15 protein-coding genes are annotated in these 18,907 nt (G+C 69.0%); 4 read left to right on the top strand and 11 right to left on the bottom strand.

Features of this window, described 5'->3' with window-relative positions:
• Positions 1-235: 235 nt before the first annotated feature.
• Both IAI54_RS18610 and IAI54_RS18605 read right to left on the bottom strand, forming a co-directional pair.
• Positions 236-1,237, bottom strand: coding sequence for a 4-hydroxyproline epimerase (locus tag IAI54_RS18610; protein ID WP_187968608.1), 1,002 nt, complete (start codon positions 1,235-1,237; stop codon positions 236-238).
• Between the two features lie 35 nt (positions 1,238-1,272).
• A complete protein-coding gene (locus IAI54_RS18605; RefSeq protein WP_187968607.1) occupies positions 1,273-2,535 on the bottom strand; it encodes an NAD(P)/FAD-dependent oxidoreductase in 1,263 nt (420 codons plus the stop codon).
• A 108-nt stretch (positions 2,536-2,643) separates the two neighbouring features.
• On the opposite strand from IAI54_RS18605, the gene IAI54_RS18600 reads away from it, so the two are divergent.
• Positions 2,644-3,300, top strand: coding sequence for a GntR family transcriptional regulator (locus IAI54_RS18600; RefSeq protein WP_187968606.1), 657 nt, complete (start codon positions 2,644-2,646; stop codon positions 3,298-3,300).
• Between the two features lie 121 nt (positions 3,301-3,421).
• On the opposite strand, the gene IAI54_RS18595 is transcribed toward IAI54_RS18600, so the two are convergent.
• The 3 genes from IAI54_RS18595 to IAI54_RS18585 all read right to left on the bottom strand — a co-directional run bounded on the left by IAI54_RS18595 (position 3,422) and on the right by IAI54_RS18585 (position 8,821).
• On the bottom strand, positions 3,422-3,817 hold the full coding sequence (locus IAI54_RS18595) for a hypothetical protein (RefSeq protein WP_187968605.1): 396 nt from the start codon (positions 3,815-3,817) through the stop codon (positions 3,422-3,424).
• A gap of 197 nt (positions 3,818-4,014) precedes the next feature.
• Complete coding sequence (locus IAI54_RS18590) at positions 4,015-7,194, bottom strand: tetratricopeptide repeat protein (RefSeq protein WP_187968604.1); 3,180 nt, start codon at positions 7,192-7,194, stop codon at positions 4,015-4,017.
• Positions 7,195-7,324: 130 nt separating this feature from the next.
• Positions 7,325-8,821 carry a CoA-acylating methylmalonate-semialdehyde dehydrogenase gene (locus tag IAI54_RS18585; protein ID WP_187968603.1) on the bottom strand — a complete coding sequence of 499 codons (1,497 nt, stop codon included), beginning with the start codon at positions 8,819-8,821 and terminating at the stop codon, positions 7,325-7,327.
• A 177-nt stretch (positions 8,822-8,998) separates the two neighbouring features.
• Here IAI54_RS18585 and IAI54_RS18580 point away from each other — a divergent pair, with 177 nt between their 5' ends.
• A complete protein-coding gene (locus tag IAI54_RS18580) occupies positions 8,999-9,880 on the top strand; it encodes a LysR family transcriptional regulator (protein WP_187968602.1) in 882 nt (293 codons plus the stop codon).
• A 73-nt stretch (positions 9,881-9,953) separates the two neighbouring features.
• Positions 9,954-11,372 carry a putative bifunctional diguanylate cyclase/phosphodiesterase gene (locus IAI54_RS18575; protein WP_187968601.1) on the top strand — a complete coding sequence of 473 codons (1,419 nt, stop codon included), beginning with the start codon at positions 9,954-9,956 and terminating at the stop codon, positions 11,370-11,372.
• Positions 11,373-11,436: 64 nt separating this feature from the next.
• Here the strand turns inward: IAI54_RS18575 and typA are convergent, their stop codons facing one another.
• Positions 11,437-13,263, bottom strand: coding sequence for a translational GTPase TypA (gene typA / locus IAI54_RS18570; RefSeq protein ID WP_187968600.1), 1,827 nt, complete (start codon positions 13,261-13,263; stop codon positions 11,437-11,439).
• Between the two features lie 179 nt (positions 13,264-13,442).
• Here typA and IAI54_RS18565 point away from each other — a divergent pair, with 179 nt between their 5' ends.
• The gene (locus tag IAI54_RS18565) at positions 13,443-13,715 is read left to right on the top strand and encodes a hypothetical protein (RefSeq protein ID WP_187968599.1); all 273 of its coding nucleotides are present in this window, start codon (positions 13,443-13,445) and stop codon (positions 13,713-13,715) included.
• A gap of 19 nt (positions 13,716-13,734) precedes the next feature.
• Here the strand turns inward: IAI54_RS18565 and IAI54_RS18560 are convergent, their stop codons facing one another.
• From IAI54_RS18560 to IAI54_RS18540, 5 genes are all read right to left on the bottom strand, one after another.
• On the bottom strand, positions 13,735-14,820 hold the full coding sequence (locus tag IAI54_RS18560; protein WP_187968598.1) for a site-2 protease family protein: 1,086 nt from the start codon (positions 14,818-14,820) through the stop codon (positions 13,735-13,737).
• 84 nt (positions 14,821-14,904) lie between these two features.
• Positions 14,905-15,333, bottom strand: a complete 429-nt coding sequence (locus IAI54_RS18555; RefSeq protein WP_187968597.1) for a type II toxin-antitoxin system VapC family toxin — start codon at positions 15,331-15,333, stop codon at positions 14,905-14,907.
• A gap of 3 nt (positions 15,334-15,336) precedes the next feature.
• Positions 15,337-15,600, bottom strand: a complete 264-nt coding sequence (locus tag IAI54_RS18550; RefSeq protein WP_187968596.1) for a FitA-like ribbon-helix-helix domain-containing protein — start codon at positions 15,598-15,600, stop codon at positions 15,337-15,339.
• Between the two features lie 60 nt (positions 15,601-15,660).
• A complete protein-coding gene (locus IAI54_RS18545; RefSeq protein ID WP_187968595.1) occupies positions 15,661-16,644 on the bottom strand; it encodes an aldo/keto reductase in 984 nt (327 codons plus the stop codon).
• A 102-nt stretch (positions 16,645-16,746) separates the two neighbouring features.
• A complete protein-coding gene (locus tag IAI54_RS18540; RefSeq protein WP_187968594.1) occupies positions 16,747-18,798 on the bottom strand; it encodes a M3 family metallopeptidase in 2,052 nt (683 codons plus the stop codon).
• Positions 18,799-18,907: the final 109 nt, after the last annotated feature.

Below are 18,907 nucleotides of genomic sequence, written 5' to 3'. Positions count from 1 at the left end.
TTCCCCTAGTCGTAGCCCCAAGAATCGCGATTGCAACGGGAAATCACCCGCCTGCCTTTGCGTCCGTAGCGGCTGGACCAGCGCGGACCCTAGCACTGGCCCATGGCAATGTCCTTGCCTAAAAACGTCGCAGCGAGCGGAAAGTCGGAAGAAAAGCCTGCAGCCGACGTCGTCCTTCGAAGAAGATTGCGTGCGGTGGCCCGATTGTGGCGCCCGCATGACGGGCGCCCGGTCCTCACGCCACGACGAATCCGCGGGCGAAGGGGTCGCGGTCGTCGATGAAGATGGTGTTGTAGCCGGTCATCCGCGCCCAGCCGCCGACGGAGGGGATGATGGCCCTGCGGCCCGCGAGGTCGAGTTCGCGCTCCGCACGTCCCTTGAACAGCGAGCCGATGATCGACTCGTGGACGAAGTCCTCGCCGACGGCGAGCCGGCCGGTGGCATGAAGCTGCGCCATGCGGGCCGAGGTGCCGGTGCCGCAGGGCGAGCGGTCGATCGCCTTGTCGCCGTAGAAGACCGCGTTTCGGGCATGCGCGCCTTCGACGGTCGGCCGGCCCGTCCACAGGATGTGCGACAGGCCGCGGATCGACGGATTCTCCGGGTGCTCGAAGGCGTAGGCCTCGTTCAGCCGCCGGCGCAGCACCGGGCTCCAGCCGATCAGCTGGCCCGCCGTGTGGTCGGCCATGTCGCGGTAGTTCGCCTGCGGCTCGACGATGGCGTAGAAATTGCCGCCATAGGCGACGTCCACCGTCAGGGTGCCGAGGTCGGGACAGTCCACCGTCAGGCCCTGCGAATGCAGGAAGGACGGGACGTTGGTGATGCGCACCTCCTCGACATATTCGCCCTCCTGGCGGTATTCGGCGACGACGAGGCCGGCCGGCGTGTCGAGGCGCAGCACGCCCGGGGTCTTCGGGCGGACGAGGCCGTGCTCGATCGCCATCGTGACGGTGCCGATGGTGCCGTGGCCGCACATCGGCAGGCAGCCCGACGTCTCGATGAACAGGATGCCGACGTCGCAGTCCTCGCGGGTCGGCGGATAGAGGATCGATCCCGACATCATGTCGTGGCCGCGCGGCTCGAACATCAGGCCGGTGCGGATCCAGTCGAACTCGGCCAGGAAATGCGCGCGCCGCTCCATCATCGTGGTGCCCCGGAGCAGCGGCCCGCCGCCCGCGACGAGGCGGACCGGGTTGCCGCAAGTGTGGCCGTCGATGCAGTGGAAGGAATGGCGTGCCATGGGCGGACTCGCGGAGGTTCGGTTGCGGGATCGTCTCAGAAGCGGTGCGGGCTGAAGGGCGACAGGTCGAGCGCCGCCGGCCGGCCTGCGGCGAGGTCGGCGACGAGGCGGGCGGTGGCGGCGGCCTGGGTCAGGCCGAGATGGCCGTGGCCGAAGGCGTAGAGGACGTGGGTGCTGCGCGACGCGCGGCCGATCACGGGCAGCGAGTCGGGGAGCGAGGGGCGAAAGCCCATCCATTCGCGCCCGCCCTCGGTGCGCAGGCCGGGCAGGAAGCGCTTCGTCTTCTCCAGCATGGCTTGCGCGCGGGCGTAGTTCGGCGGCGCGTCGAGGCCGGCGAGTTCCACCGCGCCGCCGATGCGCAGGCCCGTCTCGAGCGGCGTGACGACGAAGCCGTGGCCGGAGAAGATGAGCTGGCGCCGGACGTCGAAGGCGCCGGAGGGAAGCGTGGTGTTGTAGCCGCGTTCGGTCTCGAGCGGGATGCGGTCACCGAGCTGGCGGGCGAGGCGGTGCGACCAGGCGCCGGCGGCGATCACCAGCTTCGATGCGGCGATCACGGTGCCGTCGCGCAGGGTCAGCCGGGCGCCAGACGGTCCCGCCTCGACGCCCGTTGCCTCGCCCGGGCGGAAGTGGACGCCGAGGCTCTCGGCATGCGCCCACAGCGCCTTGCCGAGCAGCTTCGGGTCGGCGACCGTCTTCCAGCCCGGCACGAAGGTGCCCCGGACGAACTGCGGCGAGAGGCCGGGCTGCAAAGCGGCGAGATCGGCCCCGTCGACGTGGCGGAACTCGATGCCGAAGCGCTTGCGCGCCGCCCAGCCGGGCAGGCTGGCGGCGAATTCGGCCTCGCTCTCGTAGAGTTCGAGCGAGCCGTCCTCGCGCAGCATGGGACGCGTGCCGCTCTCGGCCATCAGCGCCATCCATTCGGCCTCCGCGAGCGTCATGAGAGAGGCCTGCGCGGCGAGCGCCGGTTCGTAGACCGCGGCGCGGCCGGCGCGCCAGAAGCGGACGAGCCAGGGGGCCAGGCGCGGCAAATAGGCAGGCGGGATGGCGAGCGGCCCCAGCGGATCGGCCAGCCAGCGCGGCAGGTTGCGAATCATGCCCTTCTGCGCCAGAGGAAGGACGTCGGAGAAGGCAAAGGCGGCGGCGTTGCCCGAACTCGTCTCCTCGCAGATGCCGGTGCGGTCGATCACGGTGACGGCGGCGCCCTGGCCGGCGAGGCGGATGGCGGTGCAGATGCCGACGATGCCGGCGCCGACGATCACCGTGCCTGCCGGCGCTGCGGCCGGGCTTCTCGCATCCATGACTTTCGCACCCGGTCCCGGTTTGATATATCACTGATATATCTGGCGTATGACCCGCCGTCAAACACCGGGCGCCGCCGTGGAGCAAGGGGAGCAGGACGACAGCCCATGCCTCGGACCCGCGATCCCGCCCGGCAGACCGCTGCGCTGCGCGCCTATCGCGCGCTGGAACGGATGATCGTGATCCTCGATCTGGCGCCGGGCGCCACGACGACGGAGGGCGCGCTGATCGAGCGGCTGCAGCTCGGCCGCACGCCCGTGCGCGAGGCGATCCAGCGGCTGGCCTGGGAGGGGTTGCTCGAGATCCGGCCGCGCGCGGGCATCGCGGTGGCGCCGCTCGATCCGGGCGACTGGCTGCGCGTGGTGGAGGCGCGCGAAGGCGTGGAGGTGGCGATGGCACGCGCCGCCGCCCGGCATGCGACGCGGGAGGCGGCGCTCCTGTTCTCGGAGGCGGCGAGCGCCATGCAGCGCGCGGTGGTCAGCGGCAACGTCATCGCCTTCATGGAAGCCGACAAGAGCCTCGACGAGGCGATGGCGCTCGCCGCCGACAATCCGTTCGCGGCGCGGATCGCCGCGCCGCTGCAGACGCACAGCCGCCGCTTCTGGTTCCGCTACAAGGCCGAGACGGGGCTCGCCGTCGCGGCCGAGCGGCACGTGGCCGTGATCCGCGCCATCCTCGACGGCGACGCGGACGAGGCGGGGCGGCAGGCGGGCCGGCTCATGGCGCTGATCCGCGGCCATGCCGAGGCTGCGGCGCGCCGCTGAAGGCGCGCTCCGCGTTCGCGCCGCGTGGGGGTGTGTGAATCGAGGATGCGACAGAGTGTCCACTGAAATCCTCGAAATCGCCGGGTCGACTGCGCGGAAGCGGGCGTTCTCTCACATCCTCTCAGGCGCCGACGCCCAGCACGCGCGGGGCAGCCGCGTCGAAACCTTCGCCCACTGCCATCACGCAGGACAGGCCGTCGGTGCCGGTGGCGAGGATCGTCCAGGTGCCCGCGGCCGAAACGAAGATCTCCATCACCGCGTCCTCGTCGACCAGCCCGGAGGCGAGCGGCAGCTCGTGGAACTCGCGGTCGAGATCGCGCACCATCCGCTCGCGCTCGCCGCAGAGGTTCAGGCTCGATGCGGGCGGGGCGGGGACGGACGGGGCGGCCGTCTCGGTGTAGGCGAAACGTTCGGGCGACGGCTCGCCGACGGGGCGGGCGTCGTCCTGCGCGGCAATGGCTGCGGCGCTGACGGCGACGATGGCGGTGAAGGCGGCGGCGATCGTGAGGTGCTTCATGGGACAGGTCTCCTGTCGCCGCGCTTGTGTGCGGCGTCGCGGCGCCGTCCGGCGCGGTTGCGATTCAGTCTGATTCCATTCGCCGTGGCGGCGAGTTGCCCCATCAAGTCGCGACCGGCCCGCACCGTTCCATCGGCGCGTTCACGAATTGATGACGCATGGACATGGAACCGGGCTGCAGCCCGGCGGCGCAGGGCTCACGCGCTGCCTTCCGGGCTGTTGCCGGCACCGGCCAGCCGCCGCTTCAGTTCGTCGATCATCCCACCGTCAGTCGGCGCCAGCCGGCCCGCGCCCTGCAGTTCCTCGGCGATCGCCAGCGCGGCTCGGTATCGCTCGGCGGGCCGGTCGCCAGCTTCGGCGAGCTTGACGTTCGAGATGATCAGATCGCGCTGCCACTCGGTATTCGCCGGGTCGCGGCGGGCGAGCGCCTCGGCGATGGCGAGGCCCTTGCGGAAGACGTCGCGGGCGGCGTCGGCGTCTCCGAGCCGAAGCTCGACGTCGCCGATCTTGTTAAGGCTTATCGAGAGATCGCGCTGCCACTCCGTGTTCGCCGGGTCGCGGCGGGCGAGCACTTCGGCGATAGCGCGGCCCTTGCGGAAGGCGTCGAGAGCGGTGTCGCCGTTGCCGAGCCGCAAATCGAAATCGCCGATCCGGTTCAGGCTGACCGAGAGATCGCGCTGCCACTCGGTGTTCGCCGGGTCGCGGCGTCCGAGCGCTTCGCGGATGGCGAGGCTCTTGCGGAAGGCGTCGAGGGCGGCGTCTCCGTCGCCTAGCAGAAGCTCGACGTCGCCGATCTGGGTCAGGCTGACCGAGAGATCGCGCTGCCAGACGGTGTTCGCCGGGTCGCGGCGGGCGAGCATCTCGCGGATGGCGAGGCCCTTGCGGTAGGCGTCGAGGGCGGCGTCGCGATTGCCGAGCCGAAGCTCGACGTCGCCGATCTTGGTCAGGCTGACTGAGAGATCGCGCTGCCACTGCGTGTTCGCCGGGTCGCGGCGGGCGAGCATCTCGCGGATGGCGAGGCTCTTGCGGTAGGCGTCGAGAGCTGCGTCGCCGCTGCCGAGCCGAAGCTCGACGTCGCCGATCCTGTCCAGGCTGACCGAGAGATCGCGCTGCCATTGCGTGTTCGCCGGGTCGCGGAGGGCGAGCGCCTCGGCGATGGCGAGGCCCTTGCGGAAGGCGTCGCGGGCGGCGTCGCCGTTGCCGAGCCGAAGCTCGACGTCGCCGATCCTGTTCAGGCTGACCGAGAGATCGCGCTGCCAGTCGGTGTTTGTCGAGTCGCGGAGAGCGAGCATCTCGCGGATGGCGAGGCCCTTGCGGCAGGCGTCGAGGGCGGCGTCGCCGTTGCCGAGTCGAAGCTCGACGTCGCCGAGCTTGTTGAGGCTGACCGAGAGATCGCGCTGCCACTCGGTGTTCGCCGGGTCGATATCGACCAGTCGTTCCGCATCTCGTACGGCGCGGTCGAAATCAACCGCTGCCTGCCGAAGATTGCCGCGGTTGGCATGAACGTCGCCGAGCGTGCCGTGTAGGATCAGCAGCTTGCGACGCAGGCCGGTGTCGAATGGCCCGGCGCTCGCATCGAGGTGTGCGGTGACGGCCTCGGCATGCGGGACCAACAGCGTCAACAGCGGCAGGGCGTCGCTGGCGGTCGAGCCGGAGGCGAATATAGGCAAGAGCCAGTCCAGTACCTCCTTCAGGGCCTCCTCTCGGCGCCCAGCCGGCATTGCGGACCGGCTTTGCTGCTGCACCAGCCGATGCATGCCGACGCCGGGCAGGGTGCCGCCGCTGAGGTCCGTCCGCTTCACCAGCGAGTAGCGCATGAGTTCGTCCCGGGCCTTGCTCGCGCCCCCGGCATCGAAAAGGACGTCGGGAATCGGCTCCGGGGCCATGAAGGCCAGACGCTCCAGCAAGGCCCGGCCGGCGTCCGACAGGTGCTCCACGGAAGTGGCCCATGTGGCCGCGAAACCGACGTCGTGGTTGTAGCTGACCAGCGAGCGATCGAACCATTGGGCGACCTCGTCGCGACGGCTGCGCCACCGATCGAGATACTGGCCGAGCGAGATCCGGGTCACGCAGACGTAGGCGGCGGCCTGGGCGAGGGCCAGGGCCAGCCCGTCCAGTTCCCGTGCGATGTCGGCCGCGCGGGCTCCATCATCCGGGGTCTTCCGGCGGGCGCCTTCGGTCCGGTCGAGAAGGAAGGCCGCGGCCGAATCCGGGTCGAGCACGTCCAGCTCGATCGAGGCCACGCCGGCCGGCCAGGCATTCAGCCTGCCGGTGATGAGCACGCTGCCACCCTTTAGCCTCGGCCGCAGGGCTTCCATCGCGGCCAGCGCGGCCTCGTCGTCCACGTTGTCGAGGATCAGGAGCCAGCCGGGATTGGCGCTCAGCCAGCGCAGGGCGGCATTCGCCCGTCGGGCTTCGTCGGTCTCGTGCTGCTCGGGCAGATCCAGCACGTCGGACCCGGCCAGAGCGGCGAGGCCGGATGCGACGAGTTGCGGGCTGCCGCAAGGAAGGAAGAGCAGCGCGCGATAATCCTCGTCATGGGCATGGGCATACTCGATCGCAAGCTGCGTCTTGCCGATGCCGCCGAGCCCATGCAGCGCATGGCCGGCGATGGCGATGCCGTCGGAGCCGCCGGCCGAAAGGGCCGCGTGGAGGCGCGCCAGTTCGTCCGCGCGGCCCTTGAACAGGCTGCCGAGGGAGGCGAAGGGGAGGTTGCGCGGCTTGTGCGGTGAGGATTTAGCTTCCGCGGCCGCTGCCGGAGCCGTCTTGGCCTTCACGCGCCTGACGCGGGGAGCGGTCCGGAATTCGGCTCGCCATTCGGCAAAGGCCGGATCGTCGCCGAAGAGAATGCCCTCCATCCGAGCGACGTCGTCGGAACCCGGTTTCGTCGCGCCGATTCGCCAGTTCCGGACGGTCCGCTCGTCGACGCCGGACGCCTCCGCGAAGGCCTTCACCGTCCATTCGACGCCCGCCCGGTCGGGCGAGCCGCCGGGGCGGGTTCCGAACTTCAGATGGAAATCGAGGCATTCGAAAAAGGGGGGCGGCGCGGATTCGTCCCGACCCGTCGGCGGTTTCTTCGAGGCCACCTTTCCAAACCTTTCCGAACCGGTCCGTCCCGTTTCCGCCTTTCCGAGGCATGTCTCCCAATCGGTCGCGGCTTCGTATTTCTGGGTGGTCGGCAACTCGAACAGGAAAGGCCGACGACATGCTCTCGCTTCTTCTTTCTCACGACTCCACGCTGTCCGTCTATCTCGCGCTGGCCAGCAACTACATCTTTGCCGCGCAGATCGCCCGCCACGACGGCCATGGCGATTTCTGCCGCATCTATGTCGGGAGTGCGCTGCTCTACCTTCTGCTGGTGCTCTGCCACGTCGCACCGTCCGCGCTCGGCGCGCACTGAGGCCGCGCATGCGTCACGACGACGAACGGCCCGCGGAAGTCCGCGGGCCGTCGTCCCGGTCAGGGCTGACATCGGGGGACAGTCTTACAACCGTCCCCGGGGTAACCTCACTTCATCGTCGGGATGACGAACTCGGCGCCGTCCTTGACGCCGGAGGGCCAGCGGGAGGTGACGGTCTTGGTCTTGGTGTAGAAGCGGAAGGCGTCGGGGCCGTGCTGGTTCAGGTCGCCGAAGGCAGAACCCTTCCAGCCGCCGAAGGTGTAGTAGGCGATCGGCACCGGGATCGGCACGTTGACGCCGACCATGCCGACCTGGACGCGGGAGGCGAAGTCGCGGGCGGCGTCGCCGTCGCGGGTGAAGATGGCGACGCCGTTGCCGTATTCGTGCTCGTTGGGCAGCTTCAGCGCGTCCTCGTAGGTGGCGGCGCGCACGACCGAGAGCACCGGGCCGAAGATCTCCTCCTTGTAGATGCGCATGTCCGGCGTGACCTCGTCGAAGAGGCAGCCGCCCATGTAATAGCCGTTCTCGTAGCCCTGCATCTTGAAGCCGCGGCCGTCGACGACGAGCCTGGCGCCTTCCTGGACACCGAGATCGACGTAGCCCTTGACGCGGTCCAGCGCCTGCTGCGTGACCAGCGGGCCGAAATCGGCGGAACTGTCGGTCGAGGGGCCGACCTTCAGGCTCTCGACGCGCGGGATGAGCTTCTCGACCAGCCGGTCGGCGGTCTCCTTGCCGACGGGCACGGCCACCGAGATCGCCATGCAGCGCTCGCCGGCCGAGCCGTAGCCGGCGCCGATGAGCGCGTCGACGGTCTGGTCCATGTCGGCGTCCGGCATGATGATCATGTGGTTCTTGGCGCCGCCGAAGCACTGGGCGCGCTTGCCGTTGGCGGTGGCGCGGGAATAGATGTACTGCGCGATCGGCGTGGAGCCGACGAAGCCGACGGCCTTGATGTCGGGATCGTCGAGGATGGCGTCGACCACCTCCTTGTCGCCGTTGACGACGTTGAGGATGCCGGCCGGCAGGCCCGCTTCGATGAAGAGCTCGGCGATGCGCATCGGCACGCCCGGATCGCGCTCCGAGGGCTTCAGGATGAAGGCGTTGCCGCAGGCGATGGCCGGGCCGATCTTCCACAGCGGGATCATGGCCGGGAAGTTGAACGGCGTGATGCCGGCGACGACGCCGAGCGGCTGGCGCATGGAATAGACGTCGATGCCGGGGCCGGCGGCGTCGGTGAACTCGCCCTTCATCAGATGCGGGGCGCCGATGCAGACCTCGATCACCTCCAGACCGCGCTGGATGTCGCCCTTGGCGTCGGCGATGGTCTTGCCGTGCTCGCGGGCGAGCAGTTCGGCAAGCGAATCATATTCCTGCTGGACGAGGTCGAGGAACTTCATCAGCACGCGCACGCGGCGCTGCGGGTTCATCGCGCCCCAGGCCGGCTGTGCCGCCCTGGCGTTCTCGACGGCCTGGCGAAGCTCGGCCTTCGAGCCCAGCGCGACGCGTCCGCGGACGGTTCCGTCCATCGGCTGCATGACGTCCTGCTCGCGCCCGCTGGTGCTGGCGACGTGCCTGCCGCCGATAAAGTGGCCTACGACCTGCATGGTGACGCTCCCTCGGAATGCGGATCTTGCGGATTTTTTCTGGTGCGCATTGTCATGCGTCGCGGGCGCGATTGCAATGCGACGGGCAAAGCATCCGTTGTGCACCGAGTAGAGCGCGGGCATTTCTGGACTTGAAGCGGTGCAAATGCTTAGCTCCGCCCACAGGGAGGCGAGGCGATGAACTGGGACGACGTGCGGATCTTCCTGGCGGTCGCGCGCGCGGGGCAGATCCTCGGCGCCGCGCGCCGTCTGGAGCTGAACCACGCGACCGTGTCGCGGCGGGTGGCGGCGCTGGAGGACAGTCTCAAGACCAAGCTGTTCCGCAGGCTGACCACCGGCAGCGAGCTGACGCAGGCGGGCGAGCGCTTCCTGGCCGTGGCCGAGCGGATGGAAGCCGACATGATCGCCGCCCGCGCGGAACTGGCCGGGGAGGGCGACGCGGTGTCCGGCATCGTGCGGATCGGCGCGCCCGACGGCTTCGGCACCGCCTTCCTGGCGCAGCGGCTCGGCCAGCTGACCGAACGCCACCGCGACCTGTCGATCCAGCTCGTGCCGGTGCCGCGCTCCTTCTCGCTGTCGCGCCGCGAGGCCGACATCGCCATCACCGTCGAGCGCCCGACCGAGGGGCGGCTGGTCGCCTCCAAGCTGGTCGACTATTCGCTCGGGCTCTATGCGTCGAAAACCTATGCGGAGACGCACGGCCTGCCTGCCGACGCCGCCGCGCTGGCGGCGCACCGGCTGGTCGGCTATGTCGGCGACCTGACGATCAGCCCCAGCCTCGACTACGCGGCCGAGTTCGATCCCGCCTGGTCCGCCCGGTTCCAGATCTCGTCGGCGCTCGGCCAGACGGAAGCGGTGCGGGCAGGCGCGGGGATCGGCATCCTGCACACCTTCATCGCCCGGATGCATCCCGAACTCGTGCCGGTTCCGGCCGCACCGCCGATCCGGCGCGCCTACTGGCTGGTCTACCACGAGACGGTGCGGCCGCTGCGGCGCATCCAGGCGGTCGCGGCCTTCATCGGCGCAGAGGTGGAGAAGGCGCGCGGCCTTTTCGTCTGATACGCCCCGAAGCATGCATTAAGGTAAAATTCAGCGAATCCGGGCAGCATCGGGCGCTCCAGGGGACTATGCCATGTACAGGTTCGATCCCGCGGCCCGGCGCATCGCCGATCCGCACAACGCGACCGACGACGAGACTCGGCTGCGCGAAAGCCTCGTCAGGCTCGCATCGGCCGGCGAGCGCGCGGCCGCGCAGCTCGGACGCTTCGATCCCATCACCGGCCTGCCGACGCGGGCGCAGTTCATGGACGACTTTGCCGGGGCGGTCGACGACGGCCACCGGTCGCTCGTGCTGGTGACGCTCGCCGACGGGCGGCATTTCAACGAGCTGCAGCGCGCCCTCGGACACGCCTACTCGGAGAACTTCATCCGCGCCGGCGCGGAACGACTGCAGTCGCTGCTGCCGCCGGACACGGTGCTCTACCACGTCAGCCTCCTGACCTTCGTGCTGTTCGGACGGGAGACGGCCAAACCGTCGGCCCCGACCGCGCTGGTGGAGGACATCGTGCGGGCTTTCCGGCCGTCGATCGTCTGCAACAACATCCCCATCGATACCCGGGCCGGCGTCGGTCTCGCCGCGATGACCCCCGGCGCAGCGCCGGGCGAGGTTCTGCGCGCAGCGCTGGCGGCGGCTCAGGAGAGCCGCAAGGGCTTCGACGGCTGGGCGGTCTACGACCGCGGTTCCGATGCCGCGCAGATGCGCGCCTTCCGGCTGCTCTCCGACCTGCCTGGCGCGCTGCGCGGCGAGGGACAGTTCGCGCTGCACTTCCAGCCGCGCATCGCCATGCAGGAGGGCGTGTGCACCGGCGCCGAGGCACTGGTGCGGTGGATGCATCCGGAGTTCGGTCCGGTGCCGCCCGGCGAGTTCGTACCCCTGGCGGAACCCACGGCGTTGATCGGTTCGCTGACGCGCTGGGTGGTGACCCACGGCCTGAGGGCCGCGGCGCACTGGCAGGCGAACGGCCACGATCTGAGACTGTCGATCAACGTTTCGCCGCGCAATCTGGAGGAGCCGCATTTCGTCGACTTCCTCCATGCCGAACTCAATCGCTTCGACGTCGACCCCGCCCTGCTGGAACTCGAGTTCACGGAGGGGGCGCTCGCGTCGAACGCGGGCCTGATGCTGGAACAGATGGCGCGGCTGCGGCGGCTCGGGTTCCAGATCGCGATCGACGACTTCGGCAGCGGCTATTCCAACATGGGCACGCTGGGGGCGCTGCCGGCGCAGGTGCTGAAGATCGACAGGTCGCTGCTGCGCTCACTGGAGACGGACCGGCGCAAGCAGGTGCTGGTGCGCTCGATCATCCAGCTCGCCCACGCCCTCGATTTCGAAGTCGTGGCCGAAGGGATCGAGACGCGCGAGGCCTTCAGGCTGCTCTGCGGCTGGGACTGCGACGCGGGGCAGGGCTACTTCATGAGCAAGGCGCTGGCGCTCGCCGATTTCGACCGCTGGTACGAGCTGCGCGGCAGCAAGCAGGTCTTCTACGACTGAGGCGCCCCGCCGAGGGACCCCCGAGCGCGGCCCCGCCGCGCCCGAGGCCGGTACCGGAGCGCGCTTACGCCGCGCCGGCCGACCGCTGCTTCTCGAAGCGCTTGCGCTCGTTCGGATCCAGATAGAGCTTGCGCAGCCGGATCGACTTCGGCGTCACCTCGACCAGCTCGTCGTCCTGAATCCAGGCCAGCGCGCGCTCCAGCGTCATGCGGATCGGCGGGGTGAGCTTGACGGCTTCGTCCTTGCCGGCGGCGCGGATGTTGGTGAGCTTCTTGCCCTTCAGCACGTTCACTTCGAGGTCGTTGTCTCGGGAGTGGATGCCGATGATCATGCCCTGGTAGACCTTGACGCCCGGGTCGATGACCATCGGACCGCGGTCTTCCAGGTTCCACATGGCGTAGGCCACGCTCTCGCCCTGCTCGTTGGAGATCAGCACGCCGTTGGTGCGGCCAGGCAATTCGCCCTTGTAGGGCTGGTAGGAGTGAAAGAGCCTGTTCATCACCGCGGTGCCGCGCGTGTCGGTCAGGAGTTCCGACTGGTAGCCGATCAGGCCGCGGGTCGGAGCATGAAAGACGAGACGCTGGCGATTGCCGCCGGAGGGGCGCAGCTCGACCATGTCGGCCTTGCGCTCGCTCATCTTCTGGACGACGACGCCGGCATGCTCCTCGTCGACGTCGATGACGACTTCCTCGATGGGCTCGAGCAGCTGGCCGCTCTCGTCCTTCTGCATGACGACGCGGGGCCGCGAGACGGCGATCTCGAAGCCCTCGCGGCGCATGGTCTCGATCAGCACGGCGAGCTGCAGTTCGCCGCGGCCCGACACGAAGAAGGAGTCCTTCTCGGAGGATTCCTCGATCTTCAGCGCGACGTTGCCCTCGGCCTCGCGCAGCAGCCGGTCGCGGATGACGCGGCTCGTCACCTTGTCGCCCTCGGTGCCGGCGAGCGGGCTGTCGTTGACGATGAAGGACATGGTGACCGTCGGCGGATCGATCGGCTGCGCCTGCAGCGGCTCGCTGACGGCCGGGTCGCAGAACGTGTCGGCGACGGTGCCCTTGGACAGGCCGGCGATGGCGACGATGTCGCCCGCCTGCGCCTCGTCGATCGGCTGGCGCTCGAGGCCGCGGAAGGCGAGGATCTTGGAGACGCGGCCGTTCTCGACGAGCGAGCCGTCACGCGCCAGGACCTTCACGGCCTGGTTCGGCTTCAGCGAGCCGGACTCGATGCGGCCGGTGATGATGCGGCCGAGGAAGGGGTTGGCCTCGAGCAGGGTGCCGATCATCCGGAACGGGCCGGGATGGACGGTCGGTGCCGGCACGTGCCTGACCACGAGGTCGAACAGCGGACCGAGGCCCTGGTCCTTCGGCCCCTCGGGATTCGCAGCCACCCAGCCGTCGCGGCCGGAGCCGTAGAGGATCGGGAAGTCGAGCTGCTCGTCGGTTGCGTCGAGCGCCGCGAAGAGATCGAACACCTCGTTGACCACCTCGACATGGCGGGCATCGGGCCGGTCGATCTTGTTGATGACGACGATCGGACGCAGCCCGACCTTGAGCGCCTTGCCGACGACGAACTTGGTCTGCGGCATCGGGCCTTCCGCGGCATCGACCAGCACGATGGCCGAATCCACCATCGAAAGGATGCGCTCCACCTCGCCGCCGAAGTCGGCGTGGCCGGGCGTGTCGACGATGTTGATGCGGGTATCCTTCCATTCGACCGAGGTGGCCTTGGCGAGGATGGTGATGCCGCGTTCCTTCTCGAGGTCGTTGGAATCCATGGCGCGCTCGGCCACGCGCTGGTTCTCGCGGAACGAACCGGATTGCTTGAGGAGATTGTCGACGAGCGTGGTCTTGCCATGGTCGACGTGCGCGATGATCGCGATGTTGCGGAGGTTCATCAAATCACTCGGGGGTGCATGGCGGGCGCGGCAGCGGCGCTCCGCAGTTCGTGTTGGGCGCGCTCATACAGGCTTTTTCGCATTTGCGAAAGAGGCACGCACGAATGCGCTTCCCCTCGCCTGCGTATTTTCTCGGGAGTAGACGGAACATTAACGGTAGCGGGCGGTTAATGGTCACCATGATCAGCAACAGGCTCACCTACCGCCTCGCGGTACTTTCGGTTCTCGCCGCCGGCATTCTTGCCGTCTCGCAGGTGGGCGGCAGCGCGCGGCAGGCCGATGAACCGGCGCGCGACGCACCGTCGTCCGGATCGAAGGGGCTCGACGAGATGGCCTGGGTCGATCCGATCGTGACGGGACCCGTATCGCCCGCCTACCAGCGCCTGCGCGAACGGGCCGGATGCGACAGCGCCGTCTGGCCGAACATCCCGGACGTGTGTTTCCCGAAGTGACCGCAGGGACCGCTGCGCGTCAGCGGGAAGCGACCGCCGCGCGCAGCATCATCAGTTCGCTCACGTTCTCGAAGGTCACGTAGCCGACCAGCCGGCGGTCCGCGCCGACGATGGCGACGGCCGGCGGGCGCCCGGTCTGCAGGGCGGCGAGCGCCTCCGTCAGGCTGCCGCCCTCGGCGAGGGTGGGGATGTCCGTCGTCATGACGTCGAGGACGGGCGTGCCGGGGCCGCCCTGGGCGAGCCCCTGCACCAGCGCCGAACGGGTGAGGATGCCGCGCAGGCGACCGGCACCATCGACCACCGGGAACTCGTGCTGCGTCGTGCGCAGCAAGGCGTCGCCGGCGTCCTGGAGCGTCGCGTCGGGACCGAGCGTCTCGAAGCTGGTGATCATCGCCTCGCGGATGGTCACCGACCGGGCCGCATCCTGCAGGCCGATCGCCTGCGTCTCGGCGGTGGCCGCGAGATAGACGAAGATCGCCACGAAGATCAGCAGCGGGTTGCCGCCGACGAGGCCGAGGAACCCGAAGCCGAAGGCGGCGATCTGGCCGACCGCGCCGGCGATCTCGGTCGCGCGGACGCGGGAATAGCGCGTGGCCAGCAGCGCGCGCAGGACGCGGCCTCCGTCCATCGGGAAGGCCGGGATCAGGTTGAAGAGCACGAGCACGACGTTGACCGAGGCGAGCCGCGCGAGGAAGCCGGCCGAGGGGTTCTCCATGGCGGCCACCGTGTCGCCGGAGACCTGCGCGCCGAGCACGAGGATCAGGATCGCGGCGATGACGACGTTGACCGCCGGCCCGGCCAGCGCCACGACGATTTCCTCGGACGGCTTTTCCGGCATCCGTTCCAGTTCGGCGACGCCGCCGATCGGCAGGAGCGTGATGCGCGGGGTACGGATGCCATAGCGGCGTGCCGCCAGCGCATGGCCGAATTCGTGCAGGACGACGCAGGCGAAGACCGCGACGATGAAGGCGATGCCATCGACGGCCGCAGCCGTGCCGCCGCTCCGGTAGGCGGCGATGCCGATCCAGAGCAGCAGCAGGAAGAAGGTCAGGTGGATCCGCAGTTCGCTGCCGGCGATGTGTCCGATCGGGAATGACCATTTCATGGGGAGGGTGCTCCTGAAACGCAGCGTCCCGCTCGATGCAGGCGATGCCCTTTCTCCACCGGCATTCTGCCTCGAGCAAGGATCTCAGGCGCGCAGGTGTTCGTCGATATGCAGGACGGTATCGGCCAACGCGGGATTTTGTTCAACCTTACGAATGAAGTGGGTGTCCAGCGTGATCATCTTCACGCCGCGTTGAACGGCGAGCGCCAGGTAGAAGCAGTCGTAGACCGGATGTCTCAGATCACTCGCCAATCTCCAGGCCTCGAAGCGCAGCGGCGACGTCGGGGCGATTTCGCTGAACCAGCGCGGAAGGAATTCGATGCCGTCGACGATCCGCTGCGCGAATTCGGGGGCGCGGTTCGCCGTCGTGAACAGGGCATTCGACACCTCGGGAATGATCAGGTCGGGAGCGATCAGTCCAACCTTCGTCGAAAGCAGGCTGACAGCCGCCGCGGTATGGTCGGTAGGGATGGTCCAGTGGTATGCGACACTTGCATCGACGACGACCGGCACGGCCTATCCTTCCGGATCAAGGGGGGCATCCGGTTCAATCATGTCGTCACGGCCCATGCGGATATAGCGAAGAACGTCGTTGTCCATCTTCGGCATCCCCTCACGCAGACGTTCCGAAAGCGCGACGCGCTCTTCGGACGTGAGCGGCGCGGCGGCGGCCAGCGCGACCCGGATGGTCTCTTCCAGCGAGCGGCCGGACATGCGCGCGCGCCATTCGAAGCTCGCCATGACCTCGTCGTCGAGGTTCCTGATCAGAATGTCGCCCATGGATCGGCTCCCTGGTTCCCGGCGATCAGAATAGCGCCGACCGGGACCCGCGGCCAGACCTCAGCAGTAGCTCTCGGGTCCGACCGCCTGCGCGTCCGAATAGCGCGGGCCGTGGGCGAAGCCCGCCGGCAGGATGCGCTCGATCGCGGCCATGTCCTCCGCGGTGAGAACGATGTCGGCTGCGGCGGCGTCCTGCTCCAGGTGGCGGACGGTGCGGGTGCCCGGGATGGGGATCAGGTGGTCGCCGCGGTGCAGCGTCCAGGCGATGGCGAGCGCCGGGACCGACCAGCCGCGCTCCTGCGCGAAGGCGCGGAAGCGGTCGACGAAGCGGGCATTGGCGGAGAAGTTCGGCTCCATGAAGCGCGGATTGGCCTTCCGGAAGTCGGTCTCGCCGAAGGTCGACGGATCGACCGGCGCATCCGAGAAGATGCCGCGCCCGACGGGCGAGAAGGGGACGAAGGCCACGCCCAGCCGCTCGCACGCCTGGATGAGGCCGAGTTCGGGCAGGCGCGTCCACAGCGAATACTCGTTCTGAACGGCCATCACGGGATGCACCGCGCAGGCGCGCTCCAGCGTGGAGGGAGCGATCTCCGACAAGCCGATGCCGCCGATCTTGCCTTCCTCCTTGAAGCGGACGAGCGTCTCCATCGCGTCCTCGATCGGCACCTCCTGGTCGCGGCGGTGCAGGTAGAACAGCTCGACGTGCTCGACGCCGAGCCGCTTCAGCGAGCCTTCCAGCGCCTCCCGAAGGTAGCCGGGCTTGTTGTCGAAGTGGCGGGTCGGCTGCGTGCGGATGCCGGCCTTGGTGGCGATGGTGAAGCGGCCGGGATGATCGCGGACGAACGCGCCGATGATCTCCTCGGACAGGCCGTTGCCGTAGATGATGGCCGTGTCGAGATGGGTGACGCCGAGATCGAGCGCCCGCTCCAGGACAGCCAGGCTCTCGCGCCGGTCGGCCGGGCCGTAGGCGCCCGCGAAGCTCATGCATCCGAGGCCGACCGCGCCGACCATGGGACCGTTCCTGCCGAGTGCGCGCCGTTTCATTCTGTCATTCCCATTGCCGGATTCGTTGGAGGCGACATAGCAGGCGGACGGGTTCACGCAAGCGGCGCCGAGGCGCGGCGGTGCCGTGCCCGCCCCGACCGATCAGGCGAGGCCGCGCTTGCGCATCATCGCCTCCGGCGACGGCATCTTGCCGCGGAAGGCGGTGTAGAGCTCCTCGGGATCGCGCGATCCGCCCGCGGAATAGACGTGCCTGCGCAGCCGCGCCGCCGTTTCCGGGTCGAAGGGGTCGCCGGTCTCCTCGAAGGCCGAGAACGCATCGGCGTCCAGCACCTCCGACCACATGTAGGAATAGTAGCCGGCCGAATAGCCGTCGCCGGAGAACACATGCGCGAAGTGCGGCGTGCGGTGGCGCATGGCGATGGCGTCCGGCATCTTCAGCCGCGCCAGCGTCTCCCGCTCGAAGACGATCGGGTCCGCGGGCGCTTCTGCGGCGGAGTGGTAGGCCATGTCGATCAGCGCGGAGGCGGCGAACTCCACGGTCGCGAAGCCGGCGCCGAAGGTTCTCGAGGCTTCCATCCGCTCCATCAGGTCGCGCGGCATCGGCTTGCCGGTTTCGGCGTGGCGGGCATGCTTCTCGAGGACGTCGGGAACGGTCAGCCAGTGCTCGTAGAGCTGCGAGGGCAGTTCGACGAAGTCGCGCGGGACGCCGGTGCCGGAGACCGAGGGCCAGACGACCTCGCTCAGCATGCCGTGCAGCGCGTGGCCGAACTCGTGGAACAGGGTCCGCGCCTCGTCGATCGAGAGCAGCGCCGCCTCGCCCTTCGGCGCCTTGGCGAAATTCATGACGTTGTAGATGATGGGGCTCGATCCGTCGCCGAGCGACCAGCCGCCGCGCAGCGAACTCATCCAGGCGCCGGAGCGCTTGGACGGGCGGTTGAAATAGTCGGCAAGGAAGACGGCGCGACGGGTGCCGTCGGCATTCTTCACCTCGAAGACGCGCACGTCGGGATGCCAGGCGGCGATGCCCTGCCTCTCCTCGAAGCCGAGGCCGAAGAGGCGGCCGGCGACGTCGAAACAGGCGGCGATGACGTTGTCGAGCCGGAAATAGGGCTTCAGCTGCTGCTCGTCGAAGGCATAGCGTTCCGCGCGCAGCTTCTCCTGGTAGTAGCGCCAGTCCCAGGGCGCGAGGGGCGCGTTGAGGCCGCCCGCGACCGCGATCCGCGTCAGTTCGGCCTGGTCCGCAGCAGCCTTCTCCAGCGCCTTTTCCCAGACCGGGTCGAGCAGGCGCGACACGGCGTCTGGCGTCTTGGCCATGGTGTTGTCGAGCTTGAACGCGGCATAGGACGGATAGCCGAGCAGCCGGGCCTTCTCCTGCCGCAGCCGCAGCATCTCGGCCACGATGCCGCGATTGTCGGTGTCGCCGCCGTTCTCGCCGCGCGCCACGAAGGCACGGAAGGCCGTCTCGCGCAGGTCGCGGCGATCGGAGAAGGTGAGGAAGGGCTCCATGATGGATCGCGACAGCGTCACGGCGAAGGCGCCCTCGCGGCCGCGCGCGGCCGCCGCCTCGGCCATGGCGCGGCGCAGCGAGTCCGGCAGGCCCGCGAGATCGTCTTGCCCGAGGAACAGCGCCCAGGAGCGCTCGTCGGCGAGCACGTTCTGGCCGAAGCGGGCGCCGAGCGAGGCCAGTTCCTCGTTGATGGCGGCGAGACGCTGCTTGTCGGCGTCACCCAGCTTCGCGCCGGACCGGACGAAGCCCTTCCAGGTGAGTTCCAGCACGCGGGCGGTCTCGGGGTCGAGATCGAGGTCGGCGCGGCGCGCGTAGAGGTCGTCGATCCGGGCGAAGAGCCGTTCGTTCATGCCGATCGCGGAATAATGCCGCGCCATGCGCGGCGAAACGGCGCGCTCCAGGGCCTGGATCGTATCGTTCGTATCGGCGCCCGCCTTGCACCAGAAGATCGCCGAGACGCGGCTGAGCGCTTCACCGGCGCGTTCGAGCGCAGCGAGCGTGTTGGCGACGGTCGGTGCCGCCGCGTCGGCCGCGATGGCCTCGATCTCGGCCGCATGCGCCGAAAAGCCCGCGTCGAAGGCAGCCTCGAAGGCGTCGTCGGTGATCTGCGCGAAGTCCGGAAGTCCCATCGGGCCGGTCCAGCGGACGAGCGGAGAGGGGACGGGCGCGGACGCGGTGTCGGTCATGGGGGGTTCCTTCGGGCCAGCCCCGGATGTAAGGCGGTCCCGGCCCGCGCGCAACGGGATTGACGGCGCAGCGCCCGATTGATACGTGCACCTTATTATAAGTTCGCCT

The sequence above is a fragment of the Aquibium microcysteis genome, assembly GCF_014495845.1.
GTDB classification, from domain to species: domain Bacteria; phylum Pseudomonadota; class Alphaproteobacteria; order Rhizobiales; family Rhizobiaceae; genus Aquibium; species Aquibium microcysteis.
Note: the sequence above shows the minus strand (reverse complement) of the source record. Positions and strands in the feature narration are given on the sequence as shown.